At 62.9% G+C, this 24,382-nt stretch carries 16 protein-coding genes and 2 pseudogenes; 12 read left to right on the top strand and 6 right to left on the bottom strand.

Going from position 1 to position 24,382, the window contains the following annotated elements:
* Positions 1–508 precede the first annotated feature (508 nt).
* Positions 509–1,096, bottom strand: a complete 588-nt coding sequence (locus AB7290_RS13405) for a metallophosphoesterase (protein ID WP_161495949.1) — start codon at positions 1,094–1,096, stop codon at positions 509–511.
* Positions 1,097–1,283: 187 nt separating this feature from the next.
* On the opposite strand from AB7290_RS13405, the gene AB7290_RS13410 reads away from it, so the two are divergent.
* Positions 1,284–1,520, top strand: a complete 237-nt coding sequence (locus tag AB7290_RS13410; protein WP_038944151.1) for a helix-turn-helix domain-containing protein — start codon at positions 1,284–1,286, stop codon at positions 1,518–1,520.
* Between the two features lie 1,282 nt (positions 1,521–2,802).
* Here the strand turns inward: AB7290_RS13410 and AB7290_RS13415 are convergent.
* From AB7290_RS13415 to AB7290_RS13425, 3 genes and pseudogenes are all read right to left on the bottom strand, one after another.
* Positions 2,803–3,231: a GlcG/HbpS family heme-binding protein gene (locus AB7290_RS13415; RefSeq protein ID WP_028149692.1), complete on the bottom strand. Its 429-nt coding sequence runs from the start codon at positions 3,229–3,231 to the stop codon at positions 2,803–2,805.
* Positions 3,224–6,200, bottom strand: a pseudogene (locus AB7290_RS13420) (FAD-binding and (Fe-S)-binding domain-containing protein). The gene AB7290_RS13415 and the pseudogene AB7290_RS13420 overlap by 8 nt, the downstream one beginning before the upstream one ends.
* A 104-nt stretch (positions 6,201–6,304) precedes the next feature.
* Entirely contained in the window at positions 6,305–7,042 is a 738-nt protein-coding gene (locus AB7290_RS13425) for a GntR family transcriptional regulator (protein WP_028149693.1), read from the bottom strand.
* Positions 7,043–7,175: 133 nt separating this feature from the next.
* Between AB7290_RS13425 and AB7290_RS13430 the strand changes: the two genes are divergently transcribed.
* The 8 genes and pseudogenes from AB7290_RS13430 to AB7290_RS13465 all read left to right on the top strand — a co-directional run bounded on the left by AB7290_RS13430 (position 7,176) and on the right by AB7290_RS13465 (position 15,453).
* Positions 7,176–8,378 (top strand): pyridoxal-phosphate-dependent aminotransferase family protein, encoded by a 1,203-nt coding sequence (locus AB7290_RS13430; protein ID WP_028149694.1) that lies wholly within the window; start codon positions 7,176–7,178, stop codon positions 8,376–8,378.
* Between the two features lie 15 nt (positions 8,379–8,393).
* Positions 8,394–8,771: pseudogene (locus AB7290_RS13435) on the top strand (MFS transporter); the annotation flags it as partial.
* A gap of 126 nt (positions 8,772–8,897) precedes the next feature.
* Positions 8,898–10,097: a pyridoxal-phosphate-dependent aminotransferase family protein gene (locus tag AB7290_RS13440; RefSeq protein ID WP_028149696.1), complete on the top strand. Its 1,200-nt coding sequence runs from the start codon at positions 8,898–8,900 to the stop codon at positions 10,095–10,097.
* A gap of 31 nt (positions 10,098–10,128) precedes the next feature.
* Positions 10,129–10,926, top strand: coding sequence for an enoyl-CoA hydratase/isomerase family protein (locus AB7290_RS13445; RefSeq protein WP_085405794.1), 798 nt, complete (start codon positions 10,129–10,131; stop codon positions 10,924–10,926).
* 144 nt (positions 10,927–11,070) lie between these two features.
* Complete coding sequence (locus tag AB7290_RS13450; RefSeq protein ID WP_434057415.1) at positions 11,071–12,045, top strand: Bug family tripartite tricarboxylate transporter substrate binding protein; 975 nt, start codon at positions 11,071–11,073, stop codon at positions 12,043–12,045.
* Between the two features lie 145 nt (positions 12,046–12,190).
* Entirely contained in the window at positions 12,191–12,733 is a 543-nt protein-coding gene (locus AB7290_RS13455) for a tripartite tricarboxylate transporter TctB family protein (RefSeq protein ID WP_085405796.1), read from the top strand.
* A 9-nt stretch (positions 12,734–12,742) separates the two neighbouring features.
* Positions 12,743–14,257, top strand: a complete 1,515-nt coding sequence (locus tag AB7290_RS13460) for a tripartite tricarboxylate transporter permease (protein WP_085405797.1) — start codon at positions 12,743–12,745, stop codon at positions 14,255–14,257.
* Between the two features lie 248 nt (positions 14,258–14,505).
* A complete protein-coding gene (locus tag AB7290_RS13465) occupies positions 14,506–15,453 on the top strand; it encodes a right-handed parallel beta-helix repeat-containing protein (RefSeq protein WP_245344305.1) in 948 nt (315 codons plus the stop codon).
* Positions 15,454–16,078: 625 nt separating this feature from the next.
* On the opposite strand, the gene AB7290_RS13470 is transcribed toward AB7290_RS13465, so the two are convergent.
* Entirely contained in the window at positions 16,079–17,272 is a 1,194-nt protein-coding gene (locus AB7290_RS13470; protein ID WP_085405798.1) for a CaiB/BaiF CoA transferase family protein, read from the bottom strand.
* Between the two features lie 130 nt (positions 17,273–17,402).
* A complete protein-coding gene (locus AB7290_RS13475) occupies positions 17,403–17,729 on the bottom strand; it encodes a hypothetical protein (protein WP_245344293.1) in 327 nt (108 codons plus the stop codon).
* Positions 17,730–17,929: 200 nt separating this feature from the next.
* Here AB7290_RS13475 and AB7290_RS13480 point away from each other — a divergent pair, with 200 nt between their 5' ends.
* From AB7290_RS13480 to AB7290_RS13490, 3 genes are all read left to right on the top strand, one after another.
* Positions 17,930–21,037: a CARDB domain-containing protein gene (locus tag AB7290_RS13480; RefSeq protein WP_085405800.1), complete on the top strand. Its 3,108-nt coding sequence runs from the start codon at positions 17,930–17,932 to the stop codon at positions 21,035–21,037.
* Between the two features lie 363 nt (positions 21,038–21,400).
* Positions 21,401–21,577: a hypothetical protein gene (locus AB7290_RS13485; protein ID WP_245344294.1), complete on the top strand. Its 177-nt coding sequence runs from the start codon at positions 21,401–21,403 to the stop codon at positions 21,575–21,577.
* 580 nt (positions 21,578–22,157) lie between these two features.
* Complete coding sequence (locus AB7290_RS13490) at positions 22,158–24,218, top strand: LamG-like jellyroll fold domain-containing protein (RefSeq protein ID WP_085405801.1); 2,061 nt, start codon at positions 22,158–22,160, stop codon at positions 24,216–24,218.
* Positions 24,219–24,382 lie beyond the last annotated feature (164 nt).

Genomic DNA, 24,382 nt, shown 5'->3' on the forward strand with positions numbered 1-24,382 from the left:
TGGAAAAGCAAAGGGGCTTCCAAGTGCGACTGCCTTTGTTTTGAACCTCCTCCCAGCGGAATCGCAGGGTCCCTAATTCCTGATAGACTTGCGTGACTTTAATTTCCCCAGAGATGTGGAAGCCGAAAAGAAATGGTGCGCCGAGATCGCTGCAGGTGCGATCGATGATCTTTTCCCAACCTGAACCGCAGTCCGGTAGTCCCGTCGCTAGTTCCGGGTCTCCCGCGGGTGGATCAAAGAGCCTGTGGTGCTTCCAAACGAGTCTCGCGCGCCAATCACGCGGCTCTGGGACACCATGCATCGCCATGTCATACCTCCACTATAGCATATGGATTAAATTTACCGCCGAGAACTGGATTACTTACGACGCGTGTGCGTCCGCACTGGATGTCGCACGGCACGTGCACGTGGCCGCAGATCCAGAGATCCGGACGAAGTTGCTCCGGCATCGCTCGCAAAACATCTGATCCGTAAAACGCGGGCGCCCACCACCGCGTGCCAATCATCCCTAAAGGCATCGACAAATTCCGGCATCGGCGGATGGTGCGTCACCACAACAGTCGGCCCATCGTGCGGGCTGGCAAGCTCGTCCATTAAGATCGCCCTCTCGCGCGTGTTCGGCGACCGCGTCGTACGGGGTCCAAATGCCGCGCTCTGTTCGGATCCTGCGATACTCCTCCAGCCCGCTACGCCAATGCCCAGCTATCGCGCGCGCGTGCGCCGCCCACACTTCCGCAGGCATCAGCATCCGATCACTCCAGAGCGTGAGCCCGACGAACCGTACGTTGCCGATCCAACAGACGGGTTCGTCGGCGGTCAACACGTGTACGATGTCATCATCCGCGGCGTCATCCTGCCGCCGCGCTTCCGCGCGCATCAGACGGATGAAATCGTTGTTCGTGCGCTTGTCCTCCGGGTTGCTCGTGTAAAGATCGTGGTTTCCCGCAACAGCGACAACGGATTTGCCGCAGGCATACTCGACCACGCTCTGGATCGCGCGTTCAGGCTCGCCCACCTCACAGATGTCGCCGGCGCAGACCAACACGTCAAAGTCAGCAGCCGGAGGCTCTGGGAAAGCCCCGAGATGCCAATCCAAAGAGTAAGCTACCCTCACTGTGCACTCCGCCCCGTGTGCACCCGATCACCATTTTTGCTAGTTTCCTCAGGCTGTAATCTTGGACCCGGCATGATTCACCCGATGCTTGGCTAATTGGGTCGAAAATACCGATTTTATAGGTATCTGTAAAGTCGGTTTATGTCTCCAGCCCCCTCCGGGAGGCTGGATGCCAAAAACGGTCACGTCACCGATTCAGAAGAAACTCGCGGCCATTCTCGTCGAGCTCAGGAAGGACGCTGGGCTTCGCCAGGTCGATCTCGCCGAGAAGCTCGGAGTGTATCAATCGTGGGTCACCCACTTAGAGTCCGGCCAGCGTCGGATCGATGTGGTTGAGCTGATCGAGCTGGGACGAATCCTAGGTTTCGATCCGGCCGAAGTGGTGCGGAGGCTCGATCGGCGCTAGCCCGCGGGCTGGAACAAAGCGTACTGCGGCAGGCGCAAGCTAAGAGGGTGCCAAGCGATTTCCGCCTCCCATTTAGTCGGAAGCGGGAGCCCAACGCTCCTCTTTTAGTTGTCGAGCCTCGCGCGTCGTAGAGATGCTTGTGCTTGTGTGTTTCGGCTCCGAATATTGACTCCTCGTATTGCCGCATGAATGTCACCCTGGATGAAGGTCCGCAGACTGGCCGCTGGACCGACAATGGTGTGGCCGTCTCTCTGGGGGACTGTGGGCGGGGCGGAATGATCACCAAACGCAGCGCCTGCCACGGGGCCGGTCCGCATGCTCGGCGCGGCTATTGGTTGCGTTGACATGGATGCGATGATTGTCCCCACCACCTTCTGCCGGAAGGATCGAAGCAGGCGCTGAACGGTCGAATGCTACTTGTCATCGAAGGATCGATGGCGGCGAGCCTTCGCACGATGGTCAGCGCAGTGAGTTGCGGCTCGACGGCAAACCAGTTCTCGATCGTCGCTGGATACGGATCGAGCTTCGAGGGCATGCGAATGCGTTTCTTGTATCGCCGTTTCGGTCGGCGATGTGTGACTCGCACTTCGGCAGTCGTGGCCGTCGTGTCGAGCGATCGAGCAAACGACAGCGGATCAGCCGGCGATGCGCTGTCTGTTGCTGTCGCGAGAGCCGCCGGACCACGGCGCCGTTCTTCTGTTCCACCAAGCCTGGTCTTCTTGTAGCGCGGGACCGCGTCACCTCGATCTTTTGTGCTGGGCACCACGGAACACCGACGTCGTTAGTGTACGCGCTGTCGTTATCAGGCTGCATTTGATGATCGAGAGCGGACCCATCCGAACCGCTCCCTTCAGCGCCCAACGCATTCATTTCGAGACCGGCGATTGCGCTGCTTGCAAGACGCATCTTGTGCTCCCTTATCAACCCAGCATTTCTAGTTGGTGGGCAGACAGTCTGACGCCACTGTCAGGCAATGGCGACTTCCGTAAGAAGTTCGGGATTCTGCTCGGTGCGTTGTTGTATCTACGTTCGATCAGTGCGGCGCGTGGTCATTCCTATCGGACTTGATCTCGAGTGCCTGCTCCGTTGTGCTAGGATGGAGGGCGAAGCATTGTTGGCGATGGCTCGACTGACGCGAGCGAGCTCCGCGAATTTTGGCGCGAGCGCGCTGGCTTACCTTACGACAATTTAGTAGCTCCACGAAAAGGCAAGGTTGTCGTTGCTCGAGACGGTTGCCCGCTTGCGATACGCTAATTTGTCCCGGACCCAAGAGCCTCAGCCATCATCCTGCATTCGCTTTCAGTTCGGCGGCCGTTATGCCGGCAACCGCGCAGGCTTCGTCGTTGTCGGAGGTGTCGCCGGAGACGCCGACGGCGCCGAGCAGCGTCGTGCCGTCGTGGATTAGCACACCACCCGGCACCGGTACGAGCGCGCCCTTGGCGATCGTATTTACGGCGTCGATGAAATAGGCCTGCTCCTGCGCGCGCTGGTACAAGGCGCGCGAGCCCATGCCCATGGCGAGCGCACCATAGGCCTTGCCGTGGGCGATCTCGGCGCGCATCAGGCTGGTGCCGTCCTGCGCCGCGGCGATCTTGAGCACGCCGCGTGCGTCCAGGATGGTGACAACCAGCGGCTTGAGCTTCAGCTCGGTGGACTTTGCGAAGGCGGCGTCGAGGATCTTGCGGGCGGTGTCGAGCGTGAGGTCAGCCATGGCTGGTTTCCTTTTTTGGTGTGAGAAGTGGAATTTGCTGCGGCGCGGTCGAGGCTCATCGCCAGCACGCGCGCGACGTGAAGCGCTTCGCGCTGGGCGCCGTCGTGGATCTGATGCCGGCAGGAGGTGCCGTCGGCAACGACGAGTGTATTCTGGTCGGCGCGCCGCACGGCGGGCAGCAGCGACAGCTCGGCCATCTCGATCGAGGCACCATAGGTGTCAGCGCCGTAACCGAACGCGCCGGCCATGCCGCAGCAGCTCGATTCGATGGTCTCGACCTTCAGGCCCGGAACGAGGCGCAGCACCTGCTCGACCGGCTTGAAGGCGGCGAAGGATTTTTGGTGGCAGTGGCCGTGCACGATGGCCTTGTCGGCGACGGTGCCGAGGGGCAGTTGCAGCCTTCCGGCCTCCGCTTCGCGCACCAAAAATTCCTCGAAAGTCAGCGCGTGGGCGCCGACGGCCTTGGCATCGTTGTCCTTGCGCAGCGAGGCGAGCTCGTCGCGCAGTGTCAGCAGACAGCTCGGCTCGAGGCCGACGATCGGCACGCCGCGGGCGGCAAAGGGCGCGAACGCAGCCACCAGGCGGTCGAGCTCGGCCCTGGCTTCGTCGACGAGACCGGCTGAGAGGAATGTACGGCCGCAGCAGAGCGGGCGACTGCCACTCGCCGGCCTGGGGAGGTGCACGCGATAACCGCCCGCCGCGAGCACGCGGAGCGCGGCGTCGAGATTTTCGCGCTCGTAGATGCGATTGAAGGTGTCCGTGAACAACACGACTTCGCGGCCGGTCTCCGGCCCGACCGCTTCCGCGGGCGGCACGAACACGTCGCTGCGGAAGGCGGGCAGGGCGCGGCGCGCGCTGATGCCGGCAAAGCGCTCGAACAGCTTTCGCAGCAGCGGGCTGCGGTTGCGCAAATTGGCGAGTGGCGCGAAGCGCGATGCGAGACCGGCATAGCGCGGGAGGTAGCCGACCAGGCGATCGCGCAGGGTCAGGCCATGGGACGCCGCGCGGGCGGCGAGCACCTCGATCTTCATCTTGGCCATATCGACGCCCGTCGGACATTCGTGGCGGCAGGCCTTGCAGGAGACGCAGAGTTTTAGGGTCTCCATCATCTCGTCGGAGGACAACGCGTCGGGACCGAGCTGGCCGGAGATTGCGAGCCGCAAGCTGTTGGCGCGTCCGCGGGTGACGTCCTTCTCGTTGCGCGTGGCGCGGTAGGACGGGCACATCACGCCGCCCTCGAGCTTGCGGCAGGCGCCGTTGTTGTTGCACATCTCGACCGCGCCCTGGAATCCGCTGCCAGCGCCAGGATACGCGGACCAGTCCAGCCTGGTCTTCAGCTCGGTGACGCGATAGTCGGGCCGGAAGCGAAACAGCGAGCGATCGTCCATCCGGGGCGCATCGACGATCTTGCCGGGATTGAGCACGCCTTCGGGATCGAAGCGGCTCTTCACCTCCCTGAAATCGGCGACAAGACGCTCGCCGAACATGGTCTCGTGGAATTCAGAGCGCACCAGGCCATCGCCATGCTCGCCGGAATGCGAGCCCTTGTACTCGCGCACCAGCGCGAAGGCTTCCTCGGCGATGGCCCGCATCGCCTTGACGTCCTTCTCCAGCTTCAGGTTCAGCACGGGCCGTACGTGCAGGCAGCCCTCGGAGGCATGCGCATACATCGTGCCGCTGGTGCCGTGCTTTTCGAAAACCTCGCTCAAGCGCGCGGTGTAGTCGGCCAGATGCGGCAACGGCACGGCGCAATCCTCGACGAACGAGACCGGCTTGCCCTCCTGCTTCATCGACATCATGACGTTGAGGCCGGCGGCGCGGAAATCGGCGATGCCGCTTTGCAGCGCGGGCTCGGTGATCTCCACCACGCCGCCCCATTTGCGTTTGTCGTTGTTCCAGCCGAAGCCGAGATCGCCCATCAGCTCGCCGAGCTGCTTCAGGCGCACCAGATTGTCCGCCTGGTCCTCTTCGGCGAATTCGACCACCAGAACGGCATCCGGATCGTCCTTGATGGCGGCGGAGATGATCGGTCTGAACATCGCGATGTCGCGGCCGAGCGCGAGCATGGTGCGGTCGACCAGCTCGACCGCGATCGGCTTGAGCTTGACCAGGTGCTGGGCGGCGTCCATCGCCTCGTAGAAACTGCCGAAATGACAGATGCCGAGCGCCTTGTTGCGGATCACAGGCCACAGCTTCAGCTCGACCTTGGTGGTGAAGGCGAGGGTGCCTTCGGAGCCGACCAGGAGATGCGCCATGTTGTTGCGCGCATTGCGCGGCGTCAGCGCATCGAGATTGTAGCCGCCGACACGGCGCTGCACCTTGGGAAAGCGCGCGGCGATCTCGTCGGCCTCGCGAGCGCCGAGATCGAGCATGTCGCGGAACAGGGCTCGCGCGCTGTCGTTCAAATCGAGATCTGAGAGATCGCGCGACACCTCGCCGTAGCGGCCCAGCGTGCCGTCGGCGAGCGCCGCCTCCATCGACAGCGTGTTGTCGCGCATGGTGCCGTAGCGCAGGCTACGGCCGCCACAGGAATTGTTGCCGGCCATGCCGCCGATGGTGGCGCGCGAGGCCGTGGAGACGTCGACCGGAAACCACAGGCCGTGCTTCTTGAGCTGGCGGTTGAGGTCGTCGAGCACGATGCCGGGCTCGACCACACAGGTGCGGCCCGCGACGTCGAGCGACAGGATGTGGTTCAGGTACTTCGAGAGATCGACCACGAGCCCGTCATTGACGGTCTGGCCGCATTGCGAGGTGCCGCCGCCGCGCGGGGTGACCTTCAGGCCCTCGTCACGCGCGATCGCCAGCGCCCGCAAGGCCTCGTCCATGGTCCTGGGCACGACCACGCCGGCCGGCATGATCTGATAGAACGAGGCGTCGGTGGCGTAGCGGCCGCGGCTGAAGCCGTCGAACAGGACGTCGCCGGTCATTTCCGCGCGCAGGCGCCGTTCGAGCGAGGAGGCGTTTGTCATCCCTGGTCCCGGATTGACCCAGCGAGGCACAGCCTTGCTGACTTATTCATTATTTCTCACGATCGATTATATTATGAATTCAAAATGAGCAAGTCGGCCGCCCCTCAGGGTGAGGCCGGCGCGTCCTCTTGGGGTTCGGTCAGGTGCTCGATCGCGGCCGCCCGCTTGTTGCGCAGGTGCTGGAACAGGATGTCGCTGAGCTCGCTGGCGGCGCGGCGGCGCAGCGCGTCGAGGATGGCCTCGTGCTCGCGCATCGCTTCCGCCCAGCGCTGCCGCTTGCGGGCGAAATTGGCGGAGTAGCGGACCCGGCGGATGCGGCCTGCGAAGTTGGCGTAGGCGCTCTTCAGCGTCTCGTTGCGCGCGGCCGCGACGATGCTTTCGTGGATGCGCTGGTTGGTCTGGAAATAGCCGTGCATGTCGCGGTGCAGATAGTGGCCATACATCTCGTAATGCAGCTGCTCGATCGCGGTGATTTCCTCATCCGTAATGGCCTCGCAGGCGAGGCGCCCCGCAAGGCTCTCCAGCCCCGCCATGACGTCAAACAGCTCCTCGAGGTCGCGCTGGCTGAGCTGGCGGACGCGCGCGCCGCGGTTGGGCAGAAGCTCGATCAGGCCCTCGGAAGCGAGCACTTTCAGGGCCTCGCGCAGCGGCGTGCGGGAGATCCCGAGCATCGCGCAGAGCTGCCGCTCGGGAACGCGCGCGCCGTCGGGGATGTTGCCCTCGACCACGTAGTCGCGCAGCCGCAGCAGGATCTCGCCGTGAAGCGAGGCCTCCTGGCGGTCGCCGCCATTTGCGGCGGGTGGGGCGATCGGAACCCCGGTGTCGGGAATCGTGGATTTCATTTGCAGCACAATAGTTTGCCTGTTTGATCGCGTCGATGTTCACAATCGAATACCAAAATTCGATTGAAGTGACAAAAAATGAATGCAAAATAACCTCCAAAGCCGGCCAGAGTCCGCCGACAGGGAGGTTTTCATGCACCAAGGACGCCATTTCCTTCAGATTCCGGGCCCGAGCCCGGTCCCCGAGCGCGTCCTGCGCGCCATGGACATGCCGGTCATCGACCACCGGAGCGCTGAGTTCGGCGAGCTCGGCCGCGCCGTGCTCGAAGGCAGCCAGAAGATTTTCCAGACCGCAGGCCCGGTCGTGATCTTCCCCTCGTCGGGGACGGGCGCCTGGGAGGCCGCGATCGTCAACACGATGTCGCCTGGTGACCGGGTGTTGATGGTCGAGACCGGCCATTTCGCCACCCTGTGGCGGCAGATGGCGGGGCGGTTCGGCATCGAGGTCGACTTCGTGCCCGGCGACTGGCGCCGCGGCGCCGATCCGGCCGTGATCGAGGTGAAGCTCGCCGAGGACAAGGCGCGCGCGATCAAGGCCGTCATGGTCGTGCACAACGAGACCTCGACCGGCGCGACCAGCCGCATCGCCGAGATCCGCGCCGCGATCGACCGCACCGCGCATCCGGCGCTGCTGATGGTGGACACCATCTCCTCGCTCGGCTCGGTCGACTACCGCCACGACGAGTGGAAGGTCGATGTCAGCGTGAGCTGCTCGCAGAAGGGTTTCATGCTGCCGCCCGGTCTCGGCTTCAACGCGATCTCGGAGAAGGCCCGCGCTGCTGCGAAGACCAACAAGATGCCGCGCTCCTATTTCGACTGGGAGGAAATGCTCAAGCCCAACGCAAACGGCTTCTTCCCCTACACGCCGGCGACCAATCTGCTCTACGGCCTGCGCGTGGCCATCGCGATGCTGCTCGAGGAGGGGCTCGACAACGTGTTCGCGCGCCATCAGCGGCTGGCTGCCGCGACGCGTGCCGCGGTCAGTCACTGGGGCCTCGAGATCCTCTGCCAGGAGCCCTCAGAGTTCTCGCCGGTGCTCACCGCGGTATTGATGCCGCCGGGCCACGACGCCGATCAGTTCCGCAAGATCGTGCTCGACAATTACAACATGTCGCTCGGCTCGGGCCTGTCCAAGGTCGCCGGAAAAGTCTTCCGCATCGGCCATCTCGGCGAGTGCAACGCACTGACGCTGCTCGGCGCGCTCACCGGCGTGGAGATGGGCCTGTCGGTTGCGGGCGTGCCGCACCGCTCCGGCGGCGTCGACGCTGCGATGAAGCTTCTGGAGCAGCGCCCGCAGGGCAATACCTCGCCGCATCTGAAAGTGGTCGGCACTTAAGCCGCGCGGTGCAGGCTCTATCTCAACTGGCTGCCGCTGTTCTTCAAGAACAACTACAATCTCGACATCGAGAACTCGGCGCTGTTCGCCTCCGGCTTCTTCTGCGCCGAGCTGGTGATCGGCCCGATGTGGTCGATCCCGATGGATATCGCCCCGAAATATTCCGGCACCGCCTCGGGACTCATGAACACCGGCTCGGTCTTCGCCGCCATCGTGTCGCCGCTCGTTGCCGGCTTCGTGATCGACGCGACCGGCAACTGGTACCTGCCGTTCCTGATGTCGATGGGGCTGCTGCTGCTCGGTGGCTTCTCCGCCTTCCTGATGCATCCGGAGCGCCCGTTCACGGGGTTCACGGGGGCGCCTGCCTTCCCGAAAGGTGGTGGCCCGGAGTAGGGGAAGCGCGGCCGGGCGGGGGGCCGCCGGTTATGCATGGGTGGCGCCTTTAGGAGAGGGGACAAGCCGGTCAAATGGTGCTATTCGGCGGCCATCAAAACCAAGGCTAGACCGGGAAGGACGCCGATGACCGTGCACACTGGAAGGCATTTCCTACAGATTCCAGGACCGACCAACGTGCCCGACCGGGTGCTGCGGGCGATGGATATGCCGACGCTCGACCATCGCGGTCCGGAGTTCGCCGAGCTCGGTTTTGCGGTCCTCGCCTCGATGCAGCGGGTGTTCCGCACCCAGCAGCCCGTGATCATCTTCCCCTCGTCCGGCACCGGTGCCTGGGAAGCGGCGATGGTCAACGTGTTCGCGCCCGGCGACAAGGTTTTGATGTGCGAGACCGGCCAGTTCGCCGTGCTGTGGCGCGGCATCGCCGACAAGTTCAAGCTCGACGTCGACTTCATCCCGAGCGACTGGCGCCATGGCGCCGACCTCGCCGAGATCGAGAAGCACCTTAGCGCCGACAAGCAGCACACGATCAAGGCGGTCTGCGTCGTGCACAACGAGACCTCGACCGGCTGCGTGACGCCGCCGCTCGACGTGCGCAGGCTGCTCGACCGCGTCAAGCATCCGGCGCTGCTGATGGTCGACACCATCTCCGGCCTCGGCTCGATGGAATACGAGCACGATGCCTGGGGCATCGACGTCTCGGTCGCCGGCTCGCAGAAGGGCCTGATGCTGCCTCCGGGCCTCGGCTTCAACGCCGTCTCGGAGAAGGCGCTCGCGGTCGCCAAGGCCAACCCTGGCATGCGCTCCTACTGGGATTGGCAGGAGGTCATCTCCTTCAACAAGCTCGGCACCTTCCCCTACACGCCCGCGACCAATCTGCTCTACGGCCTGCGTGAAGCAGTCAAGATGCTGGAAGAGGAGGGGCTGGAGAATGTCTGGACCCGCCACAAGCGCCACAGCGCCGCGACGCGCGCCGCGGTCAAGGTCTGGGGCCTGGAGACGCAATGCGCCGATCCCGCTGCTCACTCGCCGGCGCTGACCGGCGTGCGCGTGCCCGATGGGCACGACGCCGACGCCTTCCGCAAGGTGGTACTCGAAAATTTCGACATGTCGCTCGGCACGGGCCTGAACAAGGTCAAGGGCAAGGTGTTCCGCATCGGCCATATCGGCCATTTCAACGACCTGATGCTGATGGGCACGCTCGCCGGCGTCGAGATGGGCCTGGATCTTGCAAAGATTCCGCACCGGAGCGGCGGCGTATTGGCGGCCATGGACGTCCTGAAGGGACGCGACGCGGTGCCGATGGCCAAGGCTCAGGTGGCTTGAACTGGTTTTTGAAAAGTGAAGTGAGCGCGCGATGAACCTACCTGCGACTGCTAACGAAGACCTGCTCTACTCCGTCACGGACGGCATCGCGCGGATCACGTTCAACCGCCCCCAGGCGCGCAACGCACTGACCTTCGCCATGTATGAGCGCATGGCGGAGATTTGCCAGGAGATCAACGCCGATCGCTCGATCAAGGCGCTGATCCTGACCGGCGCCGGCGACAAGGCGTTCGCCTCCGGCACGGACATTTCTCAGTTCCGTGCGTTCAAGACCGCGCAGGACGCGCTCGACTACGAGGCCCGCATCGACCGCGTGCTCGGCACGCTCGAGCAGTGCCGCGTGCCGGTGATCGCGGCGATCGCGGGCGCCTGCACCGGCGGCGGTGCCGGCATCGCGGCCTGCTGCGATCTCCGCATCGGCACCGAAGCCACCCGCATCGGTTTTCCGATCGCGCGCACGCTCGGCAACTGCCTGTCGATGTCGAACGTCAGCCGCGTCGTCTCGCTGATTGGACCCGCGCGCACCAAGGATCTGATCTTCAAGGCGCGGCTCGTCGAGGCGCAGGAAGCGCTGTCGCTCGGCCTGCTCAACGAGGTCGTGCCCGATGTCGAGACGCTGCAGCGCCGCGCCGATGAGACCGCCAAGCTCGTCGCGAGCCACGCGCCGCTCACGCTGGAAGCGACCAAGGAGGCGGTGCGCCGCATCCGCCGCACGCTGTCGCGCGAAGAGGGCGAGGACCTGATCCTCAAGGCCTATATGAGCGAAGATTTCCGCGAGGGCATGGACGCCTTCCTCAACAAGCGCGCGCCGGTCTGGAAGGGCAAGTAGCCCGCGCTTCGTCAGCCGAAAGTCATATGTGGCGGAATGTCCGCCGGCTTGAACTCGCGATCTTTGGTCCGCACAATGCATCGATAGACTTCCCGGCATCACAAAGCCAATAATAACCAAGGGACGAAACTCGTGCGAATTTCCGTGAAAGCCGTCGGAGCTGCGACGGCCTTGTTGTTGAGTGCGCCGGCCTTTGCCGGCTGGGAGCCGACCAAACCGGTCGAGATCGTGGTGGCGGCCGGCGCGGGCGGCGCCTCCGACCAGATGGCGCGGATGATGCAGGCCGCGATCCAGAAGAACAATCTGATGAAGCAGCCGATCGTCGTCTCGCTCAAGGGCGGTGCATCAGGCGCGGAAGCGCTGATGTACATGAAGTCCAGCGAAGGCGACCCGAACAAGGTGCTGATCGCCTATTCGCTGATCTACATGCTGCCGCTGTCGGCGAAGATCCCGTTCAACTGGCGCGAACTGACGCCGGTCTCGGTGATCGCGCTCGACCAGTTCGTGCTGTGGGACAACAGCGCAGGTCCGAAGACGGTGAAGGAATTCGTCGCGGCCGCGAAGACGGCGAGTTCGCCGTTCAAGATGGGCGGTACCGGCTCCAAGCGCGAGGATCACGTGCTGACCGTCTTCCTCGAGCAGAAGACCGGCGCGAAATTCTCCTATCTGCCCTACAAATCCGGCGGCGAGGCTGCGACCCAGCTCGTCGGCAACCACACCGAATCCAACGTCAACAACCCGAGCGAAAATCTCGAAGTCTGGCGTGCCGGCCAGGTGCGCCCGCTCTGCGTGTTCGACAAGGAGCGCATCTCCTACACCAGCAAGGTGACGGACTCGCAATCCTGGGCCGACATCCCGACCTGCAAGGAGGAGGGCGTCGACGTCCAGTATCTGATGCTGCGCGCGATGTTCCTGCCCGGCAAGGTCACGCCGGAGCAGCAGGCGTTCTATGTCGATCTGTTCCACAAGGTGACGCAGACCGCGGAATACAAGGACTACATGGAAAAGCAGGCGCTGAAGCCGATCTTCCTCACCGGCAAGGACATGGTGCAATTCCTCGAGGAGGACGACGCCACCAACAAGTCGCTGATGACGGAAGCGGGATTCGTCGCGAAGTAGCCGTCTTCACCTCGTCCCGCTTGCGGGTGAGGGGGACTCTCCACGAGTCCGACTTTCACCGCCCTCGTGGAGACTCCCCCTTCACCCTGACCCACGCCCCCGCAAGCGGGGAGTGGGGATTGGCCACAGCGTTTGTTGTTCGTTCATGTCCCAAACCGATCTTGAAATCATCGTCGACGATCCGACCGCGCCTGAAGACGACTCGCCCTCCGTCGTCTCCTCCGGCACGATCGAGATAATCGTCTGTCTGCTGTTGCTCGCGTTGGCCGCAACGCTTGGCTACGACAATTGGCGCACCGGCGCCTCCTGGGATTCGACCGGGCCGGAACCGGGCTATTTCCCGTTCTATCTCTCCGTCATCCTCGGTGGCGGCAGCCTCTATGGCCTGATTGCGGCCTACTTGGCGCACCGCGCGGCATCCGAAAGCTTCGTCACGCGTGCGCAAGCGCGCCGTGTGATGGCTGTGTTCGCGCCGACGCTGCTGTTCTGCCTGGCGATGCAGTTCCTCGGCCTCTACGTCGCGAGCTTCCTGCTGATCGCGGGCTTCATGCGGCTCGTCGGCAAGATCGCGCTGTGGAAGTCGCTGCTCACGGCCGTCCTGTTCACGGCGATCATGTTCGTCACCTTCGACATCGCCTTCGACGTCATCATGCCGAAAGGGCCGCTCGAAGCGGCCTTCGGCTACTAGGCGCTCACGATGGAAGCTTTCGGTCTCTTGCTTCATGGCTTCGCCGTCCTGCTGACGTGGAAGACGCTCGTGCTGATGATGGTCGGGCTGGTGCTCGGCATCTTCGTCGGCGTGCTGCCCGGCCTCGGCGGCCCCAACGGCGTTGCGATCCTGCTGCCGCTCACCTTCACGATGGATCCGACCTCGGCGATCGTGATGCTGTCCAGCATCTATTGGGGCGCGTTATTCGGCGGCGCAATCACCTCAATCCTCTTCAACATCCCCGGCGAGGCATGGTCGGTCGCGACCACGTTCGACGGCTATCCGATGGCGCAGCAGGGCAGGGCGGCGGAGGCGCTGACCGCGGCATTCACGTCCTCCTTCATCGGCTCGCTGGTCGCGGTGCTGCTGATCACCTTCCTCGCGCCGATGATCTCGTCCTTTGCGTTGAAGTTCGGTCCGCCCGAGTTCTTCGCTGTTTATCTGCTGACCTTCTGCTCCTTCGTTGGATTGGGGCGCGAGGCCAAGCACAAGACGGTCATTTCGATGTCGCTGGGGCTCCTGCTCGCGGGCGTCGGCATGGATACGGTGTCAGGCAATCTGCGCATGACCTTCGGCTCGGCCGAGCTCTTGCGCGGCATCAACTTCCTCGTTGCCGTCATCGGCCTGTTCGGCATCAGCGAGATCCTGCTGACGATGGAGGAGCGGTTGGCGCTGCGTGGACATGCGGCGAGCATTTCGCTTCGCGTCGTGCTGAGCGTCTGGAAGGACCTGCCGAAATACTGGGTGACGCTGCTGCGTTCCTCCTTCATCGGCTGTTGGCTCGGCATCACACCGGGCGGTGCGATCGCGGCCTCCTTCATGGGTTACAACCTCGCAAAACGCTTCGCCAAGGATCCCGAGAGCTTTGGCAAGGGCCGCATCGAGGGCGTGTTCGCGCCGGAGACGGCAGCGCATGCCTCCGGCACCTCGGCGCTGCTGCCGATGCTGGCGCTCGGCATTCCCGGTTCCGGCACGGCCGCGATCCTGCTCGGCGGGTTGATGGTGTGGGGACTCAATCCGGGTCCGCTGCTGTTCGTCGAGCACAAGGACTTCGTCTGGGGCCTGATTGCCTCGATGTATCTCGGCAATGTCGTCGGCCTCGTGCTGGTGCTGACGACGGTGCCGATCTTCGCCTCGATCCTGCGAGTGCCGTTCGCTGCGGTGGCGCCGATGATCGTGGTGTCCTGTGCGATCGGCGCATATGCGATCCAGAACGCGATGTTTGATATCTGGCTGATGCTGGGCTTCGGCGTCGTCGGCTACGTTTTCAAGAAGATCGGCATCCCGCTCGCGCCGTTCACGCTAGCGCTCGTGCTCGGCAACCGCGCCGAGGATGCCTTCCGCCTGTCGATGATCGGGGCCGGCGGCAACCTCAAGGTGTTCTGGTCGAACGGACTGGTTGGCTCGATCACAACCTTGGCGATTGTGCTGTTGTTTTGGCCTGTGATCGACCGCTTGCTGCGCTGCGTCGGATGGCCGCGGCGGGCGAAGCCTGCCGCTTGAGCCGAGCGAATTAGAAACCCCCTGGGTAAAGGTGTCGCGTAAGTCCGATAAAGTTCAAAGCCCGTATCGCTGGGTGCAGTTTCTCCCCCGAACCAATCGCGATGTTGGGAATAGTGCATTCCGTGACTATTGCCGCTCGCGAGTGTGTGATATGGTTAACAATTGCAGGTTGTTGTTCTCTGTTACATCGGAATCGATCTTCGGCTCATGACGCCGAACGGTCTATTGCAATCATTTTTTGATTGGAGATGGAAATGAAGAGGCTACGTGGGCTGCCTTTTGTAATCGCCGGGGCAATCATCGCACTTTCGCTCCTGACGAGTCCCGCCAGCGCTCAAGCGAGCCGCACTTGGGTGTCGGGTGTTGGCGACGACGTCAATCCGTGCAGCCGTACGGCGCCCTGCAAGACCTTCGCAGGCGCGATTTCGAAGACAGCGGTGAACGGTGAGATCAATTGCCTTGATCCTGGCGGCTTCGGCGCCGTGACCATCACGAAGTCGATCACCATTGACTGCCACGAGGTGTACGGTTCGATTCTCAACGCCTTAACGAACGGCATCAACGTCGCGTTCGATTCTTTCGCAGGAACCGACGTCCGCAAGACGGTGAACCTCCGCAACCTCAACCTGCAAGGATTTGACTCCGGCCTTACCGGGATTCGCATCTTTGGTGCGGGGGCCGGGAGCTTCGTCAACATCGAGGACTGCCTGATCAACGGCAATTTCGGCTCGCCCGGCACAGGCATTGGCGATCAGCGCACCAATGGAACGCTGAACGTCGTGAACACCACGATTCGGGATATGGGAGGCAGCGGCCTTACGATTGCAAGCGCGGCTGCGGGCTTGATCAAGGCGACGCTCAGCAACGTCAGGGTGATCAATGCGGCCAGCGGTGTCGCCGTGGGTGCGGGCGCCGCCGTTCACCTCAGCAATTCGGTCGTGTCAAGCAACTCGGTTGCCGGCATTGCCATTTCGGGCGGCGGCATCAACATTGACGCCACGACGATTTCCTTCAACACGATCGGCATCAAGCAAGTCGGCGGATCGGTCAACTTGTCCCACAACGACCTTTCGTTCAACGGCACCGGCGTGTCCGGCACGGTCAACTCGTATTCGAACAATCGCTTCACGAACAACGGTGCCGGCGGAACGATCGCGCCAATCGGTAGCACGACCAATCCGACCGGGTTGCAGTAGGAACGAGAATCGCATCGGCTCAGCGATGACGTGAAATGCAAAAGCCTCGGCTCGCCGGGGCTTTTGGTGTTTGGGACGTTCTCCGTTCTGGCGCGATGCGGGCCGTCGTCTTGAGCCGGCTCGATCAGGCCCTGAGCGAAGCTGTCGCCGTCCACATCGGGAGAGCGAAGCTGGCGAAAAATTTGCTGAGCGCATCCCCGATCTGACGCTCAGTATCTGCGGTGGTCCTCATCGCGGTGACGGTGAGTCGAAAGCCCGGCGGTGACGTCGGGCTTTCGTTATTTCAACGTGAAACGGTCAGAGCCTGTGACGCTTCCCGCGCTTGTCAGCGACGGTAATCAGAAACAGAATACAATCTTAGATAGAACTCTATTGCTGTGTACTTTTTGGAGGACGTCATGGCTGTTGAGCATTATCGAGCCCGCAAGGGCGAGGAGATTTCACACGCGTCCGCCGCTGTAGCTGCCGGGGGCTACACGATCGAAGTTCGGTTCCTCGGCGGGCTGACGCCGAAGCAGAAGGCCGCCTTCAAGCTTGCTGCAAACCGCTGGACGCACGCGATCGTCGGCGATCTGCCCGCTGTCTTCCGGATCCGAAAGGCTGGCTGTCGAGACGCGGCCGTTCCTCACACCACCTTGGCGTTCCGGAGCGTCGCGATCTCGTCTGCACCGAAGCCGAACTCCTTCAAGACCTCGTCGGTCTGCTCGCCGAATTCCGGCGGCCGCGCCACCATCTTGCTCGGCGTGCGCGATAGCGTGACAGGTTGGCCGACCAGTCGGATGTGGCGGTCCTGGTCGTTCGGCACGTCCTGCGCGATGCCGAGATGTTTGACCTGCGCGTCCTCGAACATCTGGTCGATGGCGTAGATCGGTCCGCAGGGCACGCCGGCGTCGTTGAGCTCCGTGACCCAGGTCTCGGTCGACTTCGTCACCGTGCGCTTTTCGATCTCGGCGTTGAGCGCGTCGCGGTTTTTGGAGCGGGCAGGGGCGGTCGCATAATCAGGGTGGCTGTAGAGCTCCGGCGCGCCGATCGCCTGCGCGCAACGTTCCCAGATCCGCCCGCCGGTGGTGGCGATGTTGATGTAGCCGTCCGAGGTCTTGAACACGCCGGTCGGGATGCTGGTCGGGTGATTGTTGCCGGCCTGCTTGGCGACGTCCTTCTCCATCAGCCAGCGCGCGGCCTGGAAGTCGAGCATGAAGATCTGGGCCTGGAGCAGCGAGGTCTGCACCCACTGTCCCTTGCCGGACACCTCGCGCTCGAGTAGCGCGGTGAGGATGCCCATGGCGCAGAACAGGCCGGCCGTGAGGTCGGCAACGGGAATGCCGACCCGCATCGGCCCTTCGCCCGGCGCGCCGGTGATCGACATCAGTCCGCCCATGCCCTGCGCGATCTGATCGAAGCCGGGGCGCTTGTGGTAGGGTCCGTCCTGGCCGAAGCCGGAGATGCTGCCATAGACGATGCGCGGATTGATCTCGCGCAGGCTCTCATAGTCGATGCCGAGCTTCTTCTTCACGTCGGGACGGAAATTCTCGACCACGACGTCGGCCTTGGCGGCGAGGCGCTTGAACACGGCAAGCCCGCGCTCGTCCTTCAGGTTCAGCGTCATCGCCCGCTTGTTGCGGTGCAAATTCTGGAAGTCGGATCCCCGCCGCGGCCCACCCGGCTGCTCGCCGCCGGAATCCTCGGTCAGCGCGTCGATCTTGACGACATTGGCGCCCCAATCCGCAAGCTGCCGCACGCAGGTGGGCCCGGACCGGACCCGGGTCAGATCGAGCACGGTGAAGCGCGACAGGGCTTCCGAGGCATGCGGAAAGGGCATCGTGAAAGGCTCCGGGTCAGATTGCGGAGCCACCATAGTCCCGAAACATCATGCGGCAAGTCTGCGCCGGCGCGGATGTCGCCTGTCAAAATGCAGTGCTTGGTGCGGCTTGCTGCGCTACATGAAGGGATCAGCGCGACAGGCGCTTCAGCTCGTCGCGTGCCTGCTCGGCCAGCGGGTCATCGCCGTGGCGCGCAATGAAGAGCTCGAACGCCTCCCGGGTTCCCTTCTGACGCGCGGTCTCGTACTCCCGGGTGACCGTCGCCGCGGGATCGCGGGCAATAGGCATGGAGGGGGCGCGTCCCGCCTTACCGCTTTCATTGCCTTTGTCCTTGCCGCCGTCGTCTGCATTGGCTTTCCCGACCATGGCGGGCTGTTCTCCGATGGGCAGACGATCCGGCCCGGCGAACACCGCCATGACCCCGATGAGACCGACTGAAAATGGGCCTGGTTTCATGATTTCCTCTACAGACCATACCCGCAGGCGGACCTGAATCCTTGCCCTTGGCTCGTGCCGCTACTTGATTTGATGGCTAATACGGCCTTATGAAAGGGGGCCGGCGGCCGCTGCCGAATTTTAACCAAACGTATAACTCTCAAGCTAGACTCACGCGCCTTCGTCCGCGAATCGCGTGATCCGTTGCTCCGGAGAGACCATTGGCTAATTCTGTCACCGTTGGTGCCACCAACAGCGCCGATATTGACGGCTTGCTGTCGGGCTACAAGTGGACCGGCACGATCACCTATAGCTTTCCCGACTCGCCTAGCGACTACTCCAATCCTTATTACGGCGGCAACAGTGAGCCGACTTCGTCTGGCTTCGCCGCGGCCCCAAGCGCGATGCAGGCGGCGATCAACTACGCGATCGGACTGATCCTCGGCTACACCAACGCCAGCATCCAGTACGTGGGGACCGACGGCGCGAACATCATGATCGCGCAGTCGTCGAAGCCCCCAACCTCCTACGCCTACTACCCCGGCGACTATGCGGCCGGCGGCGACGTCTGGTTCGGGACCCAATACAATTACTCGCAGGCCAAGCTCGGCAACTACGAGTTCACGACCGCGATGCACGAACTGGGCCACGCTCTCGGTCTCAAGCACAGCCAGGAGACCGGCGGCCCCGCCAATGTCGCGGTACCGAGTGCGCATGACGACAGCGAATACACCATCATGAGCTATCGCAGCTATGTCGGCGCTTCGACGACCGCCGGCTACAGCAACGAGGCTTACGGATATCCGCAGACCTATATGGCCAACGATATCCTCGCGCTCCAGACGATGTACGGCGCGAACTACACGACCCAGGGTGGGAACACCGTGTACTCCTGGAATCCCACCACGGGTCAGGAGTTCATCAACGGTGTGGGGCAACTCGCGCCGGGCGGCGGCACCGGCAACTCGGCCAACCGCATCTACGAGACGATCTGGGACGGCGGCGGCATCGATACCTACGATCTGTCCAACTATACGACGAATCTGAGCATCAATCTCAATCCCGGCGCGACGTCGCTGTTCTCCACCGTGCAACGGGCCAATCTCGGCGACAACCAAAAGCTCGGCTACGACCATTACGCCTCAGGCAACGTCTACAACGCCTATCTCTACAACAACGACGCGCGCTCCTACATCGACAACGCCACCGGCGGGTCCGGCAACGACACGATCATCGGCAACGCCATCGCCAACGTGCTGAACGGCGGCGGCGGCAACGATACGATCACCGGCGGCGGCGGCAACGACGCTATTATTGGCGGCGCAGGTACCGACACGACGGTGTATTCAGGCAACAGGGCGAATTACGCGATAACCTACAGTGCGGTGACGCAGACCCTTACCGTGGTTGATCAGCGCTCCGGTTCTCCCGACGGCACCGACACGGTGACTGGCGTCGAATCGTTCCAGTTCGCCGATGGCGTGGTGGCAAGCTCCGTCCTGATGGGGCCACCTAAGGCCGACCTGTCCGAATTCGTAGCTGTCAGCCAGAGCTCCGTACCGGGCGGAGGCAATGTGACGGTCGATGCCTACAACATGAATCTCGGTGACGCAGTGGCGGGGCCGTCCATCGCGGGCATCTATCTCTCCACCGACGCGACAATCACGACATCGGATACGCTGCTTGCGACGGTGTCGACCTCGATGACCCTCGCGACGGTAAGTCAGGCCGGCTATTACGACCATCAGACGATCTTGGTCGCAGTCCCTGGCAATCTGGCGCCTGGCACCTACTACATCGGTGGTATCGGCGACTACAACAACCAGCTCAGCGAGCGCGACGAGACCAACAACACCTATAATGCGGTCCAGATTACCGTGACGGCGCCGGGCCATCCTGACCTGATCGAATATGTGGCCGTGGACAAGACGACCGTTGCCGCCGGGAGCAGCCTGACGGTCGATGCCTACAACATGAATATCGGCAACGCCGTGGCAGGTCCCACGACAGCTGCAATCTATATCTCGACCGACGCGACGATCACGGCGTCGGACACGCTGCTCACGACGGTGACGACATCGTCGACGCTGTCCACCGTCAGTCTGCCCGGTTACTACGATCAAAAGGCGGTCAGTGTGACGCTGCCCGGCAATCTGGCACCCGGCACCTACTACATTGGCGGCATTTCCGACTACAACAATCAGCTGACCGAGAGCAACGAGACCAACAACACCTATAACGTGGTGCAGGTCACGGTGACTGCGCCGACGCAGCCTGATCTGATCGAATATCTGGTCGCGGCCAAGACGACCGTTGCCGCCGGTAGCGGCCTGACGATCGATGCCTACAACATGAACATCGGTAACGCCGTGGCGGGCCCCACGACGGCTGCAATCTATCTTTCGACCGACGCAACGATCACGACGTCCGACACGCTGCTCACGACGCTGACGACAGGCTCGACGCTGGCCACCGTCAGCCAACCCGGCTATTACGATCTTCATACGGTCACCTTGACGCTGCCCGGCAACCTGGCGCCCGGCACCTATTACGTCGGCGGCATTTCCGACTACAACAACCAGCTGACCGAGAGCAACGAGACCAACAACACCTACAACACGCTGCAGGTCACGGTGACTGCGCCGGCGCAGCCGGACCTGATCGAATATCTGGTCGTGAACAACGCGACCGTCGCTGCGGGGAGCGGCCTGACGTTCGATGCTTACAATATGAACATCGGCAATGCGGTGGCCGGCCCGACGACGGCCGGAATCTATCTTTCCACTGATGCAACGATCACGACCGGGGACACGCTGCTCACGACGTTGACGACATCGTCGACGCTGGCGACCGTCAGCCAACCCGGCTACTACGACCTTCACACGGTCACCGTGACACTGCCCGGCAATCTGGCGCCCGGCACCTATTACGTCGGCGGCATTTCCGACTACAACAATCACCTGACCGAGAGCAACGAGACCAACAACACCTACAATGCGGTGCAGATCACCGTGGCGGCCGCGAGCGGCCCGGTGGCATCGCAAGCTCCGACCGCTTCCCTGTCGCCGGCGCAGGCAACGACGAATGGCGGCGCTGGCGCGGGTGGTGCTCTGCTTGCTGGACATCCCAATGTCCAGGACAATTTCGCGCTATTGCAGACGGACAACGCGCAAGGCGGCCTCTGGGCGGATCATTCCCAACTCGCGCGGCTGGTTTCGGAGTTGGCGGCCAGGACCCAGCAACTGACGGACATGACGGACGCTCATTTCGTGTTCGACCACGTGTCCGAGACGGCGCAGCACCATGTCGGCGACTATCACCTGATCTGATCGATACGCGGTCTAACTGCAGCTCTGGATTCTCCAGCGTCCGTACACTAATCTGGCGACCCAGGCGGGTGAGCGGGTGAGGTGAAGGCCCTTGATCGGGGGCTTCGCCCGACGGTTTTGCGGGGACGGATGCGAGGCTCGACGCGACGAGGACACTGGGTATTGCCCGTGCTTGTGCTCGCCGCGCCCGCCCATGCCCAGTCGTTGCGCCAGGGTGTCGCCGCGTTCTAGCGCCAGGATTATGGGACGGCCTCTCGCATCTTCATTCCGCTCGCCGAGCGCGGCAATGCGCCGGCGCAGATCTATCTCGGCTTCCTGTTCGAGACCGGCCGCGGGGTGCCGCAGAACTAGACGGAAGCCGCGATGTGGTACCGCCGCGCGGCGGAGCAGGGCGACAGCCGCGCGCAATATTCGCTGGGCCTGCTTTACGACCGCGGCCAGGCCGTGCCGCAGAACATCGTGGAAGCCTCCAAATGGCTGAACCTGTCAACGGCGGCCGCGCCGCCGCGGGCGCGCGAGGCGCGAGCCCGGATCCCGTGACGCCGTCACCACCAAGATGACGCGTGGAGAGATCGCCCAGGCCCGCTTGCGGGCGCTGGAATGGGCGCCGAGCCGCGAGCACTGACCTTCTGGCGCCTCGCCCTCCGCGACCGCAAAACAAAAAGGTCGAAAACAACCCCATGCACAGTAGACGAGGACCGCCGGCGCGGCGCCTCACGCTTGCGTCGGAACGACGATTTGTCCTGATATCATCGTGCCTTGGTCTATTTCGCCCGACGAATGGAATGCTCGGCGCGGTCGCTGCTCTGTTCGGGACGATTACCGGCCTCCTTAGTTTGGCTGAAGAATCGATCTCCAGATCGAAACCGTCAGAAGTCCCGCCTCGAAGTGTCGGCCCCTCGGTGAGATGAGAGCGAAACAACAGACCTGCGGGCGCCCGACCAATCGACCACGATCGGAAGTTGCCGGTTGATAGCCGATGGCGTTGCACGGCCTGATCGCGGTGCGATCGTTTGATAACATCAGTCATGATACATTTCTTTAATCCGAATGTTAATTTCGATCGCTAGAGACCCGCCTACCGTCGCAACTGCGACCGAGTAGGAACAGGCAATCTTCTATGAGCAATGACGATATCGACAGCGCTGGAAACCATCGTTCCCGCAGCAACAATTCCACGCGCCAAATGATCGATCGCCGCGCGGTCCTTCAGGGCGCCGCCAGCCTTTCCGTGCTGGCACTCGGCGCGGGCGCGGCAAAGGCGCAGACCAGCAGTCCGTCATTGACCAGCTTCTCGATCGCGGTGCTGCCCGACACGCAATTCTATTCGCGTTACGCGACGACCGACGAAAGCCAGCAATTTCAGAAGGCCTATGGCTCTACGCCGTACGACGCGCAGACTCAGTGGATCGCCGACAACGCCGCGAAATACGGCATCCGCTTCGTCATCCATCTGGGTGACGTGGTTGACCAGCAGAACAAGCCGAACCAGTGGACCGTCGCCGACGCGGCGATGAGGAGGCTGGAAGATGCCAAGGTCCCCTATTCGATCCTTGCCGGCAATCATGACGTCGTCACCGACAACGACTACCATAACCCCTGGGATCAGAATGCAGGCACCGACGCCCAGCGCAGCCTCAACGCCGAGCCCTATTTGAAGTGGTTTCCGAGCAGCCGCGCGGCGCAGCAGTCCACATTCCGCGAGCGAGACAGCAGCGGCTTCCACGAGTACCACATCTTCCAGGCTAATGGCGTGAAGTTCATGGTGCTCTCGCTGTCCTGGCGCATTTCGGACGGCGCCATCGCCTGGGCCCGCGACGTGATCGATCGCAACCCGGCGCTGCCCGTCATTCTCTCCAACCACCAGTTGCTCAACATCGACAGCGACGGCCTGTCGCCGCTGGAGACCGATTACGGCAAGATGCTGTGGGAAAAGCTGATCCGCGACAAGGATCAGATCTTCATGACGCTGAACGGCCATTACCATGGCGCGTCGTACCTTTCGAAGACCAATAATTTCGGCAATCCGGTCCATCAGATGGTGGTCGACTACCAGATGGACTATCAAGGCGGCAACGCCATGATGCGGCTCTACGAAGTCGACTTCACCAACAACAAGATCGACGTGATGTCGTTCTCGCCCTGGGTGGTGCAGAAGCCGAAGAACACGCTCAACCAGTTCGATCACGCCGAACTGACGGCGCCGAACAACAGCTTCTCGATTCCGATCAATTTCAAGAACCGCTTCGCCCGGTTCACGCGTTTCAGTCCGAGCAAGGTGTTGACCGGACCCGCGATCATTCCGACCGTGCGCGCCGACCTGCTCGCCGGTTACGTCGATCCGCCGACGCCGGAAGTCGCGCTGCCCGCGGATACCGAGGACTACCCGCACGTCGCCGATACCGTGGCGCACTGGCGCGCGCCCTCCGCGCTCGTCGAGGGGCAGATCGTTCCGATCGGCGGGATCCTGCCCGACGTCGCCGGCGGCAACAATCTCATGCGGGCGGCGCTCGTCGCATCCGCCCAGCTCGGCGACGTCGTGTGGACCACGGACAAGCACCGTCTGTCCTCCGCTGCGGGCAGCGTGGTGTTTCTCAACACCGACAATACGGTCGGTCGCCTCAACGCCTTCCTGACGGCGTCAGCCGCTTCGCTCAACGGCCGCAGCTTCTGGAACGGCTACACGGTCGAGGCCTTTGTGAAGATCCCGGCCGGCTGGACCGCGAACCTGCACAAATGGGGCAATATCCTCGGTCGCGTGGGCAACCGCGGCAACGTTCCCGGCGGCTATCAGGGTGGCGATCCGGAGGCGTCGAGCGTCTTGTTCGCCATCTCGAACCTGCGCGAAGTGCAGTGGGAAGTGGTGCCGGCTTCCGTTTCGCGCTTCGCACAGACCAACTGGTCGGGCGAGATCATCCGCGACAGCTGGTATCACGTCGCGATCGTCAACGATCCGGCGACCCTCACCACCACCCTGTACATCGACGGCGCGCCGGTATTGCGCAACGTCGGCAATGCGGCGATCGGCATGCGCTCGCAGAGCACGCCTCAGCCCTGGATCCTCGGCGCCGGCTGGTGGAATGGTGTGCTGGCCGACGGCTTCTTCGGTGCGGTTGGAGAGATCCGCATGGTCTACCGTCCGATCGGTCGCGACCAATGGCTGACCGCGCGCCGAACCTGACCTGACCGCGTCCAGGCGACGCGATCACCGATCCAGACAATGTGGAGCTCGTTTCGACGCGCTCCACATTTTTGTGGGCCGCATGTCCGCGTGCGGCAGATCGCGCCGTCGTTGTCTGAGCGTTGTTGCGCGATATTTTGTCCCCCGGATGCAATCCGGCCCCA

The sequence above is a fragment of the Bradyrhizobium sp. 613_E4_N2_2 genome, from assembly GCF_052075995.1.
In the GTDB taxonomy this organism is placed as follows: Bacteria; Pseudomonadota; Alphaproteobacteria; order Rhizobiales; family Xanthobacteraceae; genus Bradyrhizobium; species Bradyrhizobium barranii.